The organism is Capillimicrobium parvum, assembly GCF_021172045.1.
In the GTDB taxonomy this organism is placed as follows: Bacteria; Actinomycetota; Thermoleophilia; order Solirubrobacterales; family Solirubrobacteraceae; genus Capillimicrobium; species Capillimicrobium parvum.
Window position 1 is genome coordinate 4,643,457 of record NZ_CP087164.1, and the last position, 14,768, is coordinate 4,658,224.

The 14,768-nt window shown below is 76.3% G+C and carries 14 protein-coding genes; 6 read left to right on the forward strand and 8 right to left on the reverse strand.

The annotated features are described in order from the left end of the window. Nucleotides 1-2,322 carry a flippase-like domain-containing protein gene (locus tag DSM104329_RS22615; protein WP_259312119.1) on the reverse strand — a complete coding sequence of 774 codons (2,322 nt, stop codon included), beginning with the start codon at nucleotides 2,320-2,322 and terminating at the stop codon, nucleotides 1-3. A gap of 10 nt (nucleotides 2,323-2,332) precedes the next feature. Beyond that, nucleotides 2,333-4,255, reverse strand: coding sequence for a hypothetical protein (locus tag DSM104329_RS22620; RefSeq protein WP_259312120.1), 1,923 nt, complete (start codon nucleotides 4,253-4,255; stop codon nucleotides 2,333-2,335). 30 nt (nucleotides 4,256-4,285) lie between these two features. Between DSM104329_RS22620 and DSM104329_RS22625 the strand changes: the two genes are divergently transcribed. Genes DSM104329_RS22625 through DSM104329_RS22635 form a run of 3 tightly spaced genes read left to right on the forward strand, consistent with a single transcriptional unit; the run spans nucleotide 4,286 to nucleotide 6,624 of the window. Then, the gene (locus DSM104329_RS22625; RefSeq protein WP_259312121.1) at nucleotides 4,286-5,002 is read left to right on the forward strand and encodes a chlorite dismutase family protein; all 717 of its coding nucleotides are present in this window, start codon (nucleotides 4,286-4,288) and stop codon (nucleotides 5,000-5,002) included. A 31-nt stretch (nucleotides 5,003-5,033) separates the two neighbouring features. Further along, nucleotides 5,034-5,657, forward strand: a complete 624-nt coding sequence (locus tag DSM104329_RS22630) for a DNA-3-methyladenine glycosylase family protein (RefSeq protein WP_259312122.1) — start codon at nucleotides 5,034-5,036, stop codon at nucleotides 5,655-5,657. A 16-nt stretch (nucleotides 5,658-5,673) separates the two neighbouring features. Next, a complete protein-coding gene (locus DSM104329_RS22635; protein WP_259312123.1) occupies nucleotides 5,674-6,624 on the forward strand; it encodes a hypothetical protein in 951 nt (316 codons plus the stop codon). Nucleotides 6,625-6,785: 161 nt separating this feature from the next. On the opposite strand, the gene DSM104329_RS22640 is transcribed toward DSM104329_RS22635, so the two are convergent. The 5 genes from DSM104329_RS22640 to DSM104329_RS22660 all read right to left on the reverse strand — a co-directional run bounded on the left by DSM104329_RS22640 (nucleotide 6,786) and on the right by DSM104329_RS22660 (nucleotide 9,985). Next, nucleotides 6,786-7,244, reverse strand: a complete 459-nt coding sequence (locus tag DSM104329_RS22640) for a hypothetical protein (RefSeq protein WP_259312124.1) — start codon at nucleotides 7,242-7,244, stop codon at nucleotides 6,786-6,788. 5 nt (nucleotides 7,245-7,249) lie between these two features. Beyond that, nucleotides 7,250-7,405 (reverse strand): hypothetical protein, encoded by a 156-nt coding sequence (locus DSM104329_RS22645; RefSeq protein WP_259312125.1) that lies wholly within the window; start codon nucleotides 7,403-7,405, stop codon nucleotides 7,250-7,252. Between the two features lie 216 nt (nucleotides 7,406-7,621). Then, nucleotides 7,622-8,284, reverse strand: coding sequence for a class I SAM-dependent methyltransferase (locus DSM104329_RS22650; protein WP_259312126.1), 663 nt, complete (start codon nucleotides 8,282-8,284; stop codon nucleotides 7,622-7,624). 59 nt (nucleotides 8,285-8,343) lie between these two features. Next, on the reverse strand, nucleotides 8,344-9,444 hold the full coding sequence (locus DSM104329_RS22655) for a hypothetical protein (protein WP_259312127.1): 1,101 nt from the start codon (nucleotides 9,442-9,444) through the stop codon (nucleotides 8,344-8,346). A gap of 187 nt (nucleotides 9,445-9,631) precedes the next feature. Continuing rightward, nucleotides 9,632-9,985: a HesB/IscA family protein gene (locus DSM104329_RS22660; RefSeq protein WP_259312128.1), complete on the reverse strand. Its 354-nt coding sequence runs from the start codon at nucleotides 9,983-9,985 to the stop codon at nucleotides 9,632-9,634. A 65-nt stretch (nucleotides 9,986-10,050) separates the two neighbouring features. Here DSM104329_RS22660 and DSM104329_RS22665 point away from each other — a divergent pair, with 65 nt between their 5' ends. The 3 genes from DSM104329_RS22665 to DSM104329_RS28905 are packed head-to-tail and all read left to right on the forward strand — an operon-like array spanning nucleotide 10,051 to nucleotide 13,095. Further along, nucleotides 10,051-10,278 carry a BolA family protein gene (locus DSM104329_RS22665; RefSeq protein ID WP_259312129.1) on the forward strand — a complete coding sequence of 76 codons (228 nt, stop codon included), beginning with the start codon at nucleotides 10,051-10,053 and terminating at the stop codon, nucleotides 10,276-10,278. After that, nucleotides 10,278-10,676, forward strand: a complete 399-nt coding sequence (gene grxD, locus DSM104329_RS22670; RefSeq protein ID WP_259312130.1) for a Grx4 family monothiol glutaredoxin — start codon at nucleotides 10,278-10,280, stop codon at nucleotides 10,674-10,676. Before DSM104329_RS22665 ends, grxD begins: the two co-directional genes overlap by 1 nt. A gap of 1 nt (nucleotide 10,677) precedes the next feature. Beyond that, nucleotides 10,678-13,095 carry a M14 family zinc carboxypeptidase gene (locus DSM104329_RS28905; RefSeq protein ID WP_268738861.1) on the forward strand — a complete coding sequence of 806 codons (2,418 nt, stop codon included), beginning with the start codon at nucleotides 10,678-10,680 and terminating at the stop codon, nucleotides 13,093-13,095. On the opposite strand, the gene DSM104329_RS22680 is transcribed toward DSM104329_RS28905, so the two are convergent. Continuing rightward, nucleotides 13,023-14,765, reverse strand: coding sequence for a hypothetical protein (locus DSM104329_RS22680; protein WP_259312131.1), 1,743 nt, complete (start codon nucleotides 14,763-14,765; stop codon nucleotides 13,023-13,025). The genes DSM104329_RS28905 and DSM104329_RS22680 overlap by 73 nt on opposite strands. Nucleotides 14,766-14,768 lie beyond the last annotated feature (3 nt).

Sequence of the window (14,768 nt, forward strand, 5' to 3'; positions counted from 1 at the left end):
CTACGCCTTGAGCTTGGCGCGCGAGTCGCCGCGCATCGGCCGCAGCTCGACCGGCGCGGTGTGCAGGGCGCGCACGCGGACGTCCTTCCACGACAACCCCTCGCCGACCAGCGCCGGCGCGCCCATGATGAACGCCGTGGCGATCTCGACGGCCTGCAGGATGATCCCGAAGGCCAGCGCGTCCGCGGAGCCGACGCCGTAGCCGGCCGTCAGCACGGCGACGCACGCCGCCTGGAAGACGCCGAGGTTCGACGGCGTCAGCGGCACGGCCGCGGTGACGTTGACCGCGAAGAGGACCGCCGCGGCCGCGCCGAGGCCCGCCCGCATGTCGAGGCCGAGGGCCACCAGCAGGAGGTAGCAGGAGAGCCACTGAAGCGCCCAGGCGCCGAGCTGCATGACCGTCGCCTCGGAGCCCAGCCGCGGGTCGCGGAAGACGAGCAGCCCCGCTCGCACCCGCGTGAGCGCCCGGCGCGCCTGGGCGGCCGCCTGAGCCACGCGCCGCGACCGCGACGGCGCGCCCTTGCGCAGCAGCGCCGGGGCGGCGATCACGGCGAGCAGGATCACGACCGGCAGCGAGGCGAACGCGATGAGCGCGCCCTGATGGCCGGCGAACAGCCCCACGGTCGAGAACATCACGAATCCGAGGACGATGAGCGCGAGCACGTTGAGCAGCGTCTGGGACACGATCGTGCCCACGACGGTCGGCAGCACCTGCCGCGGGCGCCCGATGCGCCGCGCGACCACGAGCGCGCGCGACGGCTCGCCGAGACGGGCGGGCAGCGTCGCGGACATGAGGACGCCGATGGCCGTGCCGCGCAGCGAGTCGCGCAGCCGCACCCGCGTCCCCGGCAGCGCCGCGCGGAGGATGGCGCGCCAGGCCACGGCGCGGAAGACCATGGACAGGCACATGAGCGCCAGCCCCGAGAGCACCCAGGCCGGGCTCGAGCGCCAGAGCGCCTCGACGATGCGGTCGATGCCGATGCGCTGCAGCGCCAGCCACGACAGGCCGACGCCGGCCACGGCGGCGAGGCCGATGGCGGCGCGGCGCGCGAAGGCCACCGCGGGACGGGGGCGTCCGGCGATCGGCGGCTCGAGGCTCGGCAGCCGCCGCGCCCGCTCGACCGGCAGCCCGTCGCCGGAGCGCCGGCCGAAGCGCATCGCGAGCCGCTCGCTCGCGGTCTCGGGGCGGGGCGCGGCGATCGCGTCCTCGTAGGCGCCGAAGACCTCGTCGGCAACGTGCGGCCACGCGAACCGCTCGGCCGACCTGGCCGCCTCGGCCCCCAGCCGGCTCTCGTGGGCGGGGTCGAGCGCGAGGTCGCGCAGCTGCTCGGCCAGCGCCGTCGCGTCGCCACGCGGGACGAGCAGGCCGTCGGCGCCGTCGCGCACCACGTCGCGATAGCCCGCGATGTCGGACGCGATGACGGGCGTGCCGGCCGCGAAGGCCTCGGTCAGGACCATCCCGAACGACTCGCCGCCGAGCGACGGCGCGCACAGCACGTCGGCGTCGCGCAGCACCGCGAGCTTGCGCTCGTCGTCGACCTTGCCGAGCGCCGTGATGCCCGCAGGCTCCTCGAGCATGGCCGTGACGTCCTCGGGCCCCGCCCCCACGATGACGAGCTCGGCGGGCACGTGGTCGCGCAGCGCCTCGAACGCGCGCAGCAGCACGGGCAGGCCCTTGCGCTCCACCGCCTGGCCGACGAAGGCGATACGCAGCGGCTCGCCGGGCGCGCGCGGCGCACGGGTGGGGGTCTCGCCGACCTCGACGCCGTTGGGGATCACGCGGTAGCGCCCGCCGTAGAAGCGCCGGCCCGTCCAGGCCGCGGCCTCCGACACGGCGATGCGGACCGCGAGGCGGTTCATCCGGCGCCGGGCGCCGACCAGCGCCGCGGCGCCGTGGGTGACCGAGTTCTCGGAGTACGTGTGGAACGTGCCGACCAGCGGCACGCCGCACGCGCCGCCCAGGGTGTCCCAGCAGGCCATGGGGACGACCGGCTCGTGCAGGTGCACGACGTCGTAGCCGCCCAGCGTCAGCTCCCGGCGCGCGGTGGCGGCCGCGTACGGCGTGAGCGCCACGTTCGACTGGGCGCCGTTGGCGGAGAAGCCGGCGCTGCGCCCGAGCGACACCAGATGCGCGGGCAGGGGCCGTGCCTGCGGCCGGGCGCCACGGTGGAGGCGGGGTGACAGAGCGTCGTCCGGGTCGTACGGGGCGAGGACCGTGACGTCGTGGCCTCGCGCGATGAACTGGTCGGACAGCGCCTCGATGTGCCGAGTCACGCCCCCGGGGTACGTCCACGAATAGGGCGACACCAGGGCGATGCGCATGTCGACGATTCTAAAGGGTCGGGCGGCACCTCACGGAAGACGGCGCGCAGCGCAGGTATCCCCACACCCACGCGGTCCCGAAGGTGGCCATGACGAGCAGCAGCGGACCAGAGTCGTTCGACAGCGCTCCGGCCACTCCCGCGGCCGCGCTGCCGCCGAGCGCGGCGCGCCATGCGTCGACGCCGGGAACGCCGGGCAGCAGGCGCTCGCGCGCCCACGCACCCGCGGCGATCGCGCCCAGCGCGATCACCGTGAGCAGCGGCATGATCCCGTGCTTGAGCTGCGTCCACGCGAGCTCGTACCGGCGCTGGACGACGTCCTCCAGCGCCTGGTCGTCGCCCGCCCGCAGGACGCTGCGCGTGAAGTGGCTGTCGCCGCCGGTGGCCAGGTCGAGCACCGCGAGCGCAACGACCGCCAGCACCGGCACGAGCACCGTGATCAGCGCGCGCCGCCACGTCAGCGCCCCCGGCAGCGCGAGCAGCACCGCGACCGCCGCCCCCGCGCCGACCGTCACCACGCCCCCGACGTCGGCGCCCAGCCGGCCCGATCCGATCGCGACGCCCAGCACGAGGCCGCCCGCCGCGAACGCGACCGCCAGCCCCGGCGACCGGCGGGCGCGCCCGAGCACGCAGGCCCCCGCCGCGATGCCCGTGAACATGAGCACGGGCAGCGTCGACTCGAGCTCGTTGCCGATGCCGTAGAAGCGCGAGCCGTAGAGCGGGTTGGGCCCGAGCAGCGACGTGACGATCAGCGGCGAGCCGAACGCGAGGTCGACGACGTAGGCGACGATGCCGATGACCGCCGGCACCACCGGCGCGACGGGCCAGCGCACGAGGCGGTCCAGCAGCGCCGCGAGGGCGAGCGCGCCGAGCGCGACGCCCAGCTCCTCGGGCAGCCGCCCGGGCCGCAGCGCGGCGAACGGCAGCAGCAGCGGCAGCAGCCAGAGGACCGCGAGCGCGCCGACGCGCACCGCCCAGCGCCATCCGCGGCGCCGGCCGGCGGCCACGGCGAGCAGGGCCACGACCGCCCACGCGAGCGCCAGGTAGCCGAGCGTCGCGTAGCGCCGCGACGTGACGACCCGCAGCCGCGCGTGGAGGTCGCGCAGCCCGGCGACGTCCAGCGGCCCCGCGGTCTCGATCCGCTGGCCGGTCATCTCGCCCGGCACCGGCTCGCCGAGCCACTCGAGGACCGTCGGCGCGATGTCGATGCCGGCGACGAGCCCCTCCGTGCGCGTCGTGCGCGAGGTCAGCGTCCGCCCCCGGCGCTCGCCCACGAGCGCCACCGGCAGCAGGCGGGTCACGAGCGTCGCGGGCGGCTCGGTCATCGCGACCACGAGCGTCCGCGGCGGCCGGTCGCGGACGAGCGGCCGCAGCGCCGCGCCGTCCGGCAGCCGCACCGCGGCAACGCGGTGGCGGCGCAGCAGGGCGCGGGTCCGCGCGACGACGTCGCCGGAAGTCAGCGCGAGCGCCATGACGGCGACTCGCCCGCGCCGGTCGGCGACCGCGATCGCGGGATCCGTCGAAGCGCCGGGCTGCGTCACGTAGGCGATCCCGCCGGGCACCGACGACGCGAACAGCCCCGGCACGATCGGCGCCGGCGCCGCGTCCGCCCGGCGCACCGCCGCGTCCCACCCCGCCACGCGCCCGTCGGCGAGCACCCCGAGCGGCGGCGTCCGCGGCGGCTCGTAGGCGGCCAGCGACGTGCGCGCGCCCTGCGAGAGGTCCAGAAGGGCCTGGATCTGGCGGTAGCTGCCCTGCGTCGCGCCGAGCATGCCGACCGACGCCCCCGGCACGGCGGCGAACGTGTCGAGCGTCGCGCCGGGCACGAACGCGACGATCGCCCGCGGCGGCCCGCCGGTGGCGGCCGCGCTGCCCGGCACGCCCGCCGCTGCCGCGGCGGTCGCGGCGGCGGTCAGGCACGCCAGGGCGAGCACGTACGCCCACCCTCGTATCCTTCGTCTGGCATGCCCGAACGTCATTTCGTGAAGTACACCTTCCTGAAGATGGATCCGGCCTGGCGGCGGCTGCCCTCGGCCGAGCGCGCCGAGCACAAGCGCGAGTTCGTCGCCGCATGCGAGGACTTCGCCGACGACCACCTGCTGCAGTCGTTCAGCCTGATGGGCACGCGCGGCGACGCGGAGATCATGCTGGTCTCCGAGGCGGAGAACCTCGACCGCATCCACGAGTTCCACGTCGTGCTGGCCCAGTCGGGCCTGATGCGGTGGGCGGACCAGCCATATTCGTTTCTCGGGATGCGCAAGGGCTCGGAGTACTCCGACGAGAAGCGCCTCGTTCCCCGGCCCTTCCGCGGCAAGTACCTGTTCGTCTATCCGTTCGTGAAGACCCGCGCCTGGTACGCACTGGACGGGCAGGAACGCTGGCGCATCATGCAGGAGCACATCACGGTCGGGCGCGAGTACCCCAACGTGGACAACCACACGACCTACTGCTTCGGCCTCGACGACCAGGAGTTCGTCGTCGCGTTCGACACCGACGACGTCGGCGCCTTCCTCGACCTCGTCCAGCGCCTGCGCACGACCGAGGCATCGAGCTTCACGCTGCGCGACACGCCCTCGTTCACCTGCATCGCCGCGTCGCTGGAGCGCGCGGTCAACGCGCTCGACGGCGAGGCGCTGGTGCGCGAGCCGGCGGGCGTCGCGGCGCCGCGCGCCGCGGGCTGATCCCGGGACGAACGGGGGCGGTGCGGTGGGGATGACGCCGGGGACGGCGCGGGCGGCGGACGAGCACCTGCGCGCGAGCGATCCGGTGATGGCCGCGCTCATCGAGGCCTTCGGGCCGCTGCCCGAGCGCGCGCCGTCGGACGACCACTACGCCGCGATCGTGCGCTCCATCGTCGGCCAGCAGCTCTCGACGAAGGCGGCGCGGGCCATCCACGCGCGGCTGCTCGACGTCTTCGGAGGCAACGAGCCGTCCCCGCGGCAGATCCTCGCCGCCGACCCGGAGGAGCTGCGCGCGGCCGCGGGGCTGTCGCGGGCGAAGGTCGCCTTCCTGCGGTCCCTCGCCGAGCACATCGAGTCGGGCGAGCTCGAGCTCGACCGGCTTGACGAGCTGCCCGACGAGGAGGTCACCGCCGAGCTGGTGGCGGTCAAGGGCGTCGGCGTGTGGACCGCCCACATGTTCCTCATGTTCCAGCTCGAGCGCCCGGACGTCCTGCCGGTCGGGGATCTCGGCATCCGGCGCGCCGTCGAGCGGGCCTACCGCCTGCGCGAGCCGCCCAGCGCGACCGAGCTGGAGGCGCTCGCCGAGCCGTGGCGCCCGTGGCGCACGGTGGCCTGCCGGTACCTCTGGCGGTCGTTGGACAACGCGCCGGAATGACGGATATGGTCGAGATGTGTCACGGACGACCTCACTTCTCGTTGCTGCCCTGGCCCTCGCCCTGATCGTCCCGGCCGGCGCCTCCGCGACGTTCCCCGGCACGAACGGCAAGATCGCCTTCGCCGGCACCAAGGCGGGCAGCAGCTGCAGCGGCCCGGGCTGCCTGGCGCCTGAGCAGCTGTTCTCCGTGTCGGCCGACGGCAGCGGCCTGAAGGCGCTGACCTCGACGGCGTTCGGCTCGGGGCAGAGCCCGGCGTGGTCTCCGTCGGGCAGGCTCGCGTACGTCTCGCGCGGCCAGGTGCTGGTCCGCTCGGCCGCCCTCGGCCGAGCGAAGCCGGTCACCCTGCGCGGCGTGCGCTCGCAGAGCGTCGACAACCTCGCCTGGGCCGCCGACGGCAGCGAGCTCTACGTCCGCGCGATCGCGTCCAGCGGCGGCGCCACGGCCTTCCTGCTCGCCGGCGGCAAGCTGCCGACCGCCAAGGTGCTGCTGCGCGCCACCGACGTCCAGGACATCGCCGCGGCGCCGAACGGCAGGCAGGTGGCGTTCGTCAACAGCGGCGCCCTCTACGTGGCCGACGCGAACGGCACCAGCGCGACGACGGTGGCCACGGGCGTCAACAGCATCGACTGGTCGCCGGACTCGACGCGGCTCGTGACCGTCCTCAACGGCGCGATCGTGACGATGAGCCCCACCGGCGCGAACCGCACGCAGGTCACGCAGCCGCCGAGTGCGGCGACGGGCTGGAACGGTGCGGCCATGCCGTCGTTCACGCCGGACGGCTCGTCGATCGTGTTCCTGCTCATCGGGTCCAACCCGGATCCGACCCCGGCCGAGGTCCAGGCCGCCCAGTCGAGTCACGGGCTCGCGACGATCTCGACCACCGGCACCAACCAGCAGCTGCTCGTCCCGGCGTCCACGGTGTCGCCGAACCTGGCCGACGGTCCGGTCATGCAGCCGGTGGGCTGAGCCGCTGGACCGGCGTACGGCTCTGCGGCCATGGTGGCGCGCGGCGCCGGGGGGGCGCGCGGGTCAGCGCGAACCAGTGAACGGAGAGCCCCTGCGCGAGCGTGGCCGGCAGGGTGTCTGCGGCTGAGCGGCACGGACGGCGCCCGGGGCACGCGGGGCGCTCACAGCGCGGCCCGGAGCTGCGGGGCCGCGTCGGCCAGCGAAGCGGCGGAGACGCGCTCGTCGCAGACGGCGCGCCCGCCGCTGCGCTCGACGGCCTGCTCGAGGGCGGGCGCCTCGTCACCGGAGAGCAGCACCGCGAGGATCGCGTCGCCGGGCGCCAGCCCCGCGCCGGCCACCTCGACGAGGTCGGCGCTCGCGGCCAGCGTGCGCCTGGTGGCCGCCGCGCGGCGGCCCGGATCGAGCCGGAAGTCGAGCAGCGCCGATATCGTCCCGCCGGCGCGTCCGGTCGCCAGGTCGACGGCGTGGAGCTCGCCGTCCGGCTCGCGCAGGACGAACAGCGCGTCGAGCAGGGCGGCGCCCCCGGCGAGCTCCATGCGCTCCAGCGCGCCGATGAGGCCGCCGTCGAATGCGCCCCCGCCGGAGAACCGGTACACCCGCAGCCGGCCGTCCGCGCCCATCGTCCTCACCCGCCTTCCCGAACGTCCTCGACGAGGACCGCCGCCGCCGCGCGCTCGGCGCGGCCGCCGGTCGCCCCCGCGCAGGGTGCGAGCGGCGCCGAGAGGATCAGCCCGTTCATGCCGAACAGGCCGCCCGCGGCGATGGTGACGGTGAAGACCACAAGGGGTTGAGGCTCAGGTCGCGCCGTAGGTGACCGGCGCGACGATCTGCTGCAGCGGCCCGTTGGCCATGAAGACCAGAGCGCCGAACCGGTCATGGCCTCAGGCTGGTCCGTCGCGGGTCGGGAAGCATCACCCAGACCGGGTGAATCGCCGAGATCGCCGCATTTCATCAGCGCCAGGCGTGCGCGGTCCAGCGGGTGACGCCGCGCTGACGTTCAGGACGCGCGCCGGACCGCCACGGTGCGGTCGACCTCGGCGGCGATCGACCACCCGGCGGCCGGATCGGCGGGACCGCGCAGCAGGCGGTCGACCACGGCGGTCGGGCCGGGCAGGCCGCGCCCCTCGGGGCGACCCTCGCGCGCGTCGTGGAACAGCACGTGGCCGCCCGGGGCGACGAGGTCGTGCCAGTCGTCCCAGTCGCGCTGGACGCCCGCCTCGGCGTGGTCGCCGTCGATGAAGAGCAGGCCGATCGGCCCGGCGCTCCAGCGCGGCGCGACGTCGTGGCTGAAGGCGACATGCCAGACGACGCGCGGGCCGTCGTGGCGGGCGGCACGGGCGACGACACGGCGGCTCGCGCGCTCGGTGGCGCCCCAGCCGCTCGGCAGCGCCGACGCGTGGTGGCCGAAGGGGTCGATGAGGTGCAGCTCCTGGCCCGGGCCCATCACCTGGGCGAGCGCGACGGCCGAGCTGCCCTCGTAGACGCCGATCTCGACGACCCGGCCCGCATCGCGGCCCAGGCGCTGCAGCAGCTCGCGCTCGGCGTCGGAGTGCATCGTGCGGGGCGGGATGAGCCCCGCGCCCACGGCGACGGCGCGCAGGCGCGGGTCGTCGCGCAGGCGATCGGGAGCGAGGCGGCGCAGGGCCTGGGGCAGCGGCATCGGGCGGGGACGCTACCGCCCGCCGCCGCCCGCCCGGTCCGGCGCCGCCGGGCGCCGCGCTACTGCTGCCCCGCGCACGCCGCGGCCGGATCGCCGAGCCCGCCGGTCGCCAGCGCGCGCCACGCGCCGTACGCCGGCTCGAGCCGCGTCAGCCGCGGGTTGGCGAGCCCGACCCGGAACGCCGTGTCCTCGCGGAACGTGTACTGAAACGCGACGTCGACGCGCGGATCGTCGGACCACACCGCCAGCGCGCGGGCCATCGCCTCGCAGCCGTCGCGCCCGTCCTGCGACGACGCGCCCGTCTCGGTGATCCACACCGGCAGCGGCCCGCCCGGGCACGCATGGGCGTCGAGAGCGTCGGTCACGCCGCGCAGGATCCGCGGCGCCCCCGGCTGGGCGGCGGGATCGGCCGCATCGGCGGCCAGCTCGCCGGCCACCTTCGCATACGCGTGCTGGGCCCAGACGCCGGCGCCGCACACCACATCGTCGGGCAGCGCGCGGGCGAACTCCGCCGAGCCGACCGCGTTGGCCCGCGGTGCGTCGAACCCCGCGACCTCGCCGAGGACGATGCGCTGGTCGCCGGGCGCCGCGTCGAGCTCGGCCCGCGCCGCACGCACGAGCTCGGCGTAGCGGTCGGGCGACTGCGGCGCCCGGTCGGCGTCACAGGCCGCGCGCTGCGGCCCGAAGAACAGCGGGTGGTTCGGCTCGTTCCACGGCGACCACCACGGCAGCGCGATCCGCTCGCCGGCGCCCAGCTCGAGCAGCGACCGGATCAGCACGCGGTAGGCCTCGAGATCGGCGGGCATCCGCGCCGCGGCGCCCGCGCGCTCGGACTCGCAGCCCGCGGGCGGGCTCGCCGCCCAGTCCGGTGTGCCGAGGATCACGATGACGGGCACCATCTGCGCGGCGGCCGCCGCACGCAGCTCGTCCGCGATCCCGCTGAACGCCGCGCACGGCGGGATGCCGCGCAGGCAGCCGTCGGCGGGCTGGGACCAGTCGGGGCCCTGGCTCGGCGTAGGCTGGACGCGCCGCCAGTCGACGAGGATCCGCAGGTAGCGCGGCTGCAGCGCCTGCAGGCGGTCGCGCCACGGCGTGAACGCGCCGGGCTGCGGGCCGGGCGCGACGAGGTGCGGGTTGGCCTCGGTGATGCCGGCGTTCAACGGCGCCGCCGGGACGGGCGGCGGCTCGGGCGGAGCCGGCGGCGGCGTCGGCGTGGTCGGGGACGCGGTGGTCGCCGTCGTGGTGACGGGCGCCGGCGGCTCCTCGCCGCCGGAGAGGACGACGATCAGGACGACGACGAGCGCGGCCGCGAGCGCAGCGCCCGCGCCCAGCGCGATCCGCCGTCGGTCAGACAGCGCTCACGTGCTCGTCCTCCGCGACGCGGAAGGACGAGCCGCAGCCGCAGGCGGCGACGACGTTGGGGTTGTTGACCTGGAAGCCGGCGCCCTGCAGCGAGTCGACGTAGTCGATGATCGAGCCGGCGACGTAGGGCAGCGACTGCGTGTCGCACAGGAGCTTGAGCCCGTGGTCCTCGAAGACCGTGTCGTCGTCGCGCTGCTCGTCGAACGCCAGGTTGTACTGAAAGCCCGAGCAGCCACCGCCGCGCACGCCCACCCGAAGGCCGGCGGTCTGCACGTCGGCGTTCTGGCCGGCGAGGAACTCCCGCACCTTCTCGGCGCCCTTGTCGGTGATGGTGATCATGATCAGTCGTGCCTTCCTGTGGTGACGCTTCACAAAGGATAGCGACCTGTACCCTCTGAACTGCGATGCCCACCGTCGAAGAGATCAAAGAGCGTATCGAGGCCGCGATCCCCGGCGCCCGCGCCGAGGTCGAGGACTGGACGGGCGGCGGCGACCACTTCCGCGCCGTCGTTCGCTCGCCCGCGTTCGCGGGCAGGACGCGCGTCCAGCAGCACCAGATGGTGTATGCCGTGTTCGGCTCGGAGATCGGTGGGTCCATCCATGCCCTGTCGCTGAAGACCGAGGAGACCTGATGTCCGAGAACCCGCTGCGCGACGCCATCCAGGAAGCCATCTCCGAGAACCAGATCATCCTCTTCATGAAGGGCACCCCCGAAGCCCCGGCGTGCGGCTTCAGCGCTCGCTCCGCCGCCGCGCTGCAGGCCCTCAACGCGCCGTTCGCGGCCGTCGACATCCTGCCCGACCCGGCGATCCGCCAGGAGCTGTCGGCGATCTCGGGCTGGCCCACCATCCCGCAGCTGTTCGTCGAGGGCGAGCTCGTCGGCGGCTCGGACATCATCATGGAGCTCTACGAGTCCGGCGAGCTGGCCGAGACGCTCGGCCTCGAGGCCCCCGCGGACGTTCCGGCCGAGCCGACCGAGGCCGCGACCGCCTCGGCGCCGCCCCTCTCGATCGAGAACCGCCTGGGCTGACATGCCCGGCCGGGCCGGCGCGGTCGCGCTGGCCCTGACGGCCGCGCTGCTCGCCACCGCGCCCGCCGGCGCGGCAGCGGCGCGCTGCGCCCTGCGGCCCGTCCCGAGCTGGCGGTCGATCACCGGCGCCGCCCCGGGCCGGGCGCCGGCGACGGGCGAGCAGGTCGGCGCCTACCTGCAGGCGGTCGACGCCGCGAGCCCGCGTGTGGCCACCGGCGTCCTCGGCCGGTCGCCGCAGGGGCGTGCCCTTCCGTACGCGGTGATCGCCGAGCCGGGCACGCTCGCGCGGCTCGACCCGACCGCCGCGCGGCTGCGCGCCGTCCGCGACGGCACCGCCGCGGCGCGCACCGCGGCCGGGACGCCGCCGATCGTCTGGCTCACCGCCGGGGTGCACGCCAACGAGCCGAGCGGCATCGACGCCGACATGGCCGTCGTCGCCGACCTCGCCGCAGGCCGGCTCTGCGGGCCGCTGCGCCGGCTCATCGTGGTCGTCGCCCCGCTGCAGAACCCTGACGGCCTGGCCGCGGGCACCCGCACGAACGCCGCCGGCTTCGACCTCAACCGCGACTGGTTCGCCGCGACGCAGCCCGAGACGCGGGCGATGCTCGCGCTGCTGGCCCGCCTGCCGCCGACGGCGCTCGCCGACCAGCACGAGCAGGAGGGCTCGGCCTTCTTCTTCCCGCCGAACGCCGACCCCGTCCACCACGAGGTGCCCGCCCAGGTCCGGCGCACGATCGCCGGCCTGTACGCGCCTGCGCTGCGGCGCGCGTTCGACCGCGCCGGGCGCGAGCACGCGAGCTCGGGCACCTACGACCTCTTCTACATGGGCTACGCCGACACCGCCGCGACGACGCTGTTCGGCGCGGCCGGCATGACGTTCGAGCAGGGCGGGGCGGTGCCGTACGCCGAGCGCGTGGCCGGACACACGCTGGCCGCCGAGACCCTGCTGCGCGCGAGCGCCCGACATGCCGCGACGCTCGTCCGGCGCTGGAGCGCCGTGTGGCCGCAGGCCCGGGCCGAAGGCGCCCGCGGGGCACTGCAGCCCAACGCGCGCCCCGCAAGCGGCGGGCGCCCGCTCGAGCGGGTCCCGCCGGAGCCCGTGTACGCCTACCTCCTGCGCGCGGACGTCCACGGTGCGGACGCCGCCGCGCTCGCCGCCCGGCTCGGCGCCGCCGGGGTCCGGGTCGGCCGTCTCGCCCGCGCCACGCGCCTGCCGGCGTTCCATGCGTACGGCGCCTCCGCGGCCGGCGCGCGGACGCTGCCCGCGGGCACCTGGGTCGTCCCGCTCGCCCAGACCCGCAAGCACTGGGTCGAGGCCATGCTCGGCCAGGACGCCTATCCGCCCGTCGCGCGCTTCTACGACGTCTCGTCGTGGTCGAACCCGCTGCTCATGGGGCTCGCGGGCGGCTGGAGCGAACGGCCGTTGCCCGCCGGCTCCGTCACGTTCGCCCCCGCGCCGGCGCCGGTCCCGCCCCCGGACGCGCCCGCGTACGCGTTCGCCGGCGACAGCGCCGCCGCCCTCGGCCTCGCCGCCGACCTGCTCGCCACCGGCGCGACGGTCCTGCGCACGCCGCGCTCCGGCGAGCTCGCCGCCACCGGCCCCCTGCCCGCCGACGTCCTCGCCCGCGCGGGCGCCCGCGGCGTCGCGCTGACCGCGGCCGGCGCCCCGCCGGCGAACGCCGTCGCCCTGCGGGTGCCGAAGGTCGCGCTGCTCGCCGACCTCGCGCCGGTCGTGCTCGGCCGCCCCGGCCTGGAGAACAGCACGGAGCACGAGCCGCATGCGTGGATGCGCTTCGTGCTGGCGCAGCGCCTCGGCCTCACCGCCGACGTGCTCGGCGACGCCGATCTCGCCGCGGGGCGGCTGCGCGACGGCGGCTACACCGCGCTCGTCGTCGCCGGGACGCGGATTCCCGACGGCTCGCTCGGCGCCGCCGCGCTGGCCGAGGTCCGCGCGTTCGTGACGGCCGGGGGCACCTACGTCGGCGCCCGCCGCCCCGGGTTGGCCGCGGCCCGCGCCGCCGCGCTGACGACGGCCGCCGAGCGCTCCGCGCCCACGCTCGACGTGCCCGGCGCGACGTTCGCCGTCGCCGTCGACCGCGACGACCCCGTCGCATGGGGCAACGGGGGCACGCGCGGCTTCACGTTCGACGCGGGCGACCCGGTGCTCGAGGCCGGCGACGCCCACCCGGTGCTCCGCTTCGCGCGCGGCGGCGGGCTCGTCTCCGGCTACGCCCGCGACGCCGCCGTGCTCGGCGGGACGCCCGCCGTCCTCGACGCGACGCTCGGCGCCGGCCGGGTCGTCCTGTTCGCGGGCGACCCGAGCTTCCGCGCCTACGCCGAGGGCGCTCAGCGCCTGCTCGCCAACGCCCTCCTGGCGCCCCCCTTGCCGCCCGCCGCGGCCCGCACGCGCACGGGGTAGCTCGCGCTGCCGCTGATGCGCACGTCCGCGTCGCGGAAGAGCCGGCGGCCGGGCACGGGCTGCTCCGAGCCCGCGGGCCGCAGCCCGGAGTAGACGCCGTCCCAGCGCCCGATGCGGCTGATCTGGCGCGCCAGCCCGGCGAAGGTGGCCGGGGACGGCCGCGGCGTGTCGTCCGCCGCCACGGTGAGCACCGCGGCGTCCTCGATCGCGCCGTCGGCGGGGGTCCCGGAGACCCCGAGGTCGTAGCGCCCGCGCTCGGTGGAGCGCGGCACGCGCAGCGTGACCTGGCGCTCGAAGCGCGCCCCGCGGTAGCGCTGCAGCTGCAGCGTCAGGCGCGCGGACCGACCCGGGCGGACGACGCGCGGGCCGCGCACGCCGACGATGAACGCCTGCTCCAGCCCGGCGGCCACCTTCAGGTCGGCGTCGACGGACACGACGTGCGGCGCCTGCGCAGTGAACGCGTCGATGGCGGCGATCGCGTCGGCGAGGTCGATGGCGTACGGGCCGCCGGGGCTCGCGCCCCCGCCGAGATCGCCGACGTAGCGGTTGCAGAAGCCGGTCGGCTGCGAGAGCTCGCGCAGCCGGAACCGCACGCACATCTCGGCGCTCTGGCGCACCGGCGAGCCGTCGAGCGCGGCGAACCCGGCCTGCGCGACGGCCAACGGCGCGACCAGGGCCAGCGGCGACGCGCCGGACGGCAGCCCGACCTCGGTCTCGTCGGCGACCTGGACGTTGGACTCGCGCGCCGCGCCCCCGGCCTCGTTGCGGGCGAGCACGTGCACCGCGGTCTGCGGCGGCGGCGCGCCGATGAGCCCGGTGACGCCGAAGCGCCCGTCGAAGGTGATCGAGCCGAGGTCGTGCCCGGGCGCGGCGAGCTTCGTCGACGTGGCGCCCTCGATCCCGATCGGGTTGTCGATGACCGTGTACACCCACGCGTCCTGCAGCAGCAGCGAGCGCCGGCCGGTCGCGTCGAACGGATGCCCGAGCGCCCAGACCCGTGGGCCGTCGACGTACGTCACGGTGCCGACCGCTCCGGCCGCGAGGTCGCCGGAGGCCAGGCCGACGGCCATGGAGGCGCCGGGGACCAGCGGCTGGACGGGGAAGTCGCTGCCGACCGGGCCGGTCGGCACGGCCTGGAGCACGAGGCCCGCCTTCGCCGCCCGGCGGGCGAACGGGGCGAGGACCGCCGCATCGACGCCCCGGACGGCGATGGGCGTGGCGAGCGGGCGCACGGTCCCGCGCAGCGCGCGCGGCAGGGCGTGGCGCGCCGCCGGCGGGTCGGGCACAGGCGTGCCGAGCAGCGACTCGATCGGCGTGGCCAGCGCCACCTTGTTGCCGTAGTCGCCGGTGCCGAACGCGATCGCTCCCGCGATCCGGCCGCCGCAGATCACCGGGGCGCCCGAGAACCCGGAGGCGATCCCGGCGGGCTCCGCCGCGCCGCCGGAGGCGCGCACCAGGATGAGCGGGTCGCCGGCCACGGCATCGCCCGCGACGACGTCGATGACCTCCACGTCGAACGACGCGATGTCGACGCCGCGCACGACGGTCAGGCCGGTGCAGCGCAGGCCGCCGTGGACCTCGCCGAGCGGCATGATTGGGTCGGCCGCGACCGCCGTGCCGGTCGCGACGGCGAAGGCGGCCGCCGTGATGGCGAGCAGGCGGAGGAGCACGCG

Excerpts from the sequence above, each read along its gene's own strand:
- DSM104329_RS22615 (WP_259312119.1), bottom strand. The coding sequence starts at position 2,322 with ATGCGCATCGCCCTGGTGTCGCCCTATTCGTGGACGTACCCCGGGGGC.
- DSM104329_RS22625 (WP_259312121.1), top strand. The coding sequence starts at position 4,286 with ATGCCCGAACGTCATTTCGTGAAGTACACCTTCCTGAAGATGGATCCG.
- DSM104329_RS22630 (WP_259312122.1), top strand. The coding sequence starts at position 5,034 with ATGACGCCGGGGACGGCGCGGGCGGCGGACGAGCACCTGCGCGCGAGC.
- DSM104329_RS22640 (WP_259312124.1), bottom strand. The coding sequence starts at position 7,244 with ATGGGCGCGGACGGCCGGCTGCGGGTGTACCGGTTCTCCGGCGGGGGC.
- DSM104329_RS22650 (WP_259312126.1), bottom strand. The coding sequence starts at position 8,284 with ATGCCGCTGCCCCAGGCCCTGCGCCGCCTCGCTCCCGATCGCCTGCGC.
- DSM104329_RS22660 (WP_259312128.1), bottom strand. The coding sequence starts at position 9,985 with ATGATCACCATCACCGACAAGGGCGCCGAGAAGGTGCGGGAGTTCCTC.
- DSM104329_RS22665 (WP_259312129.1), top strand. The coding sequence starts at position 10,051 with ATGCCCACCGTCGAAGAGATCAAAGAGCGTATCGAGGCCGCGATCCCC.
- grxD (WP_259312130.1), top strand. The coding sequence starts at position 10,278 with ATGTCCGAGAACCCGCTGCGCGACGCCATCCAGGAAGCCATCTCCGAG.
- DSM104329_RS28905 (WP_268738861.1), top strand. The coding sequence starts at position 10,678 with ATGCCCGGCCGGGCCGGCGCGGTCGCGCTGGCCCTGACGGCCGCGCTG.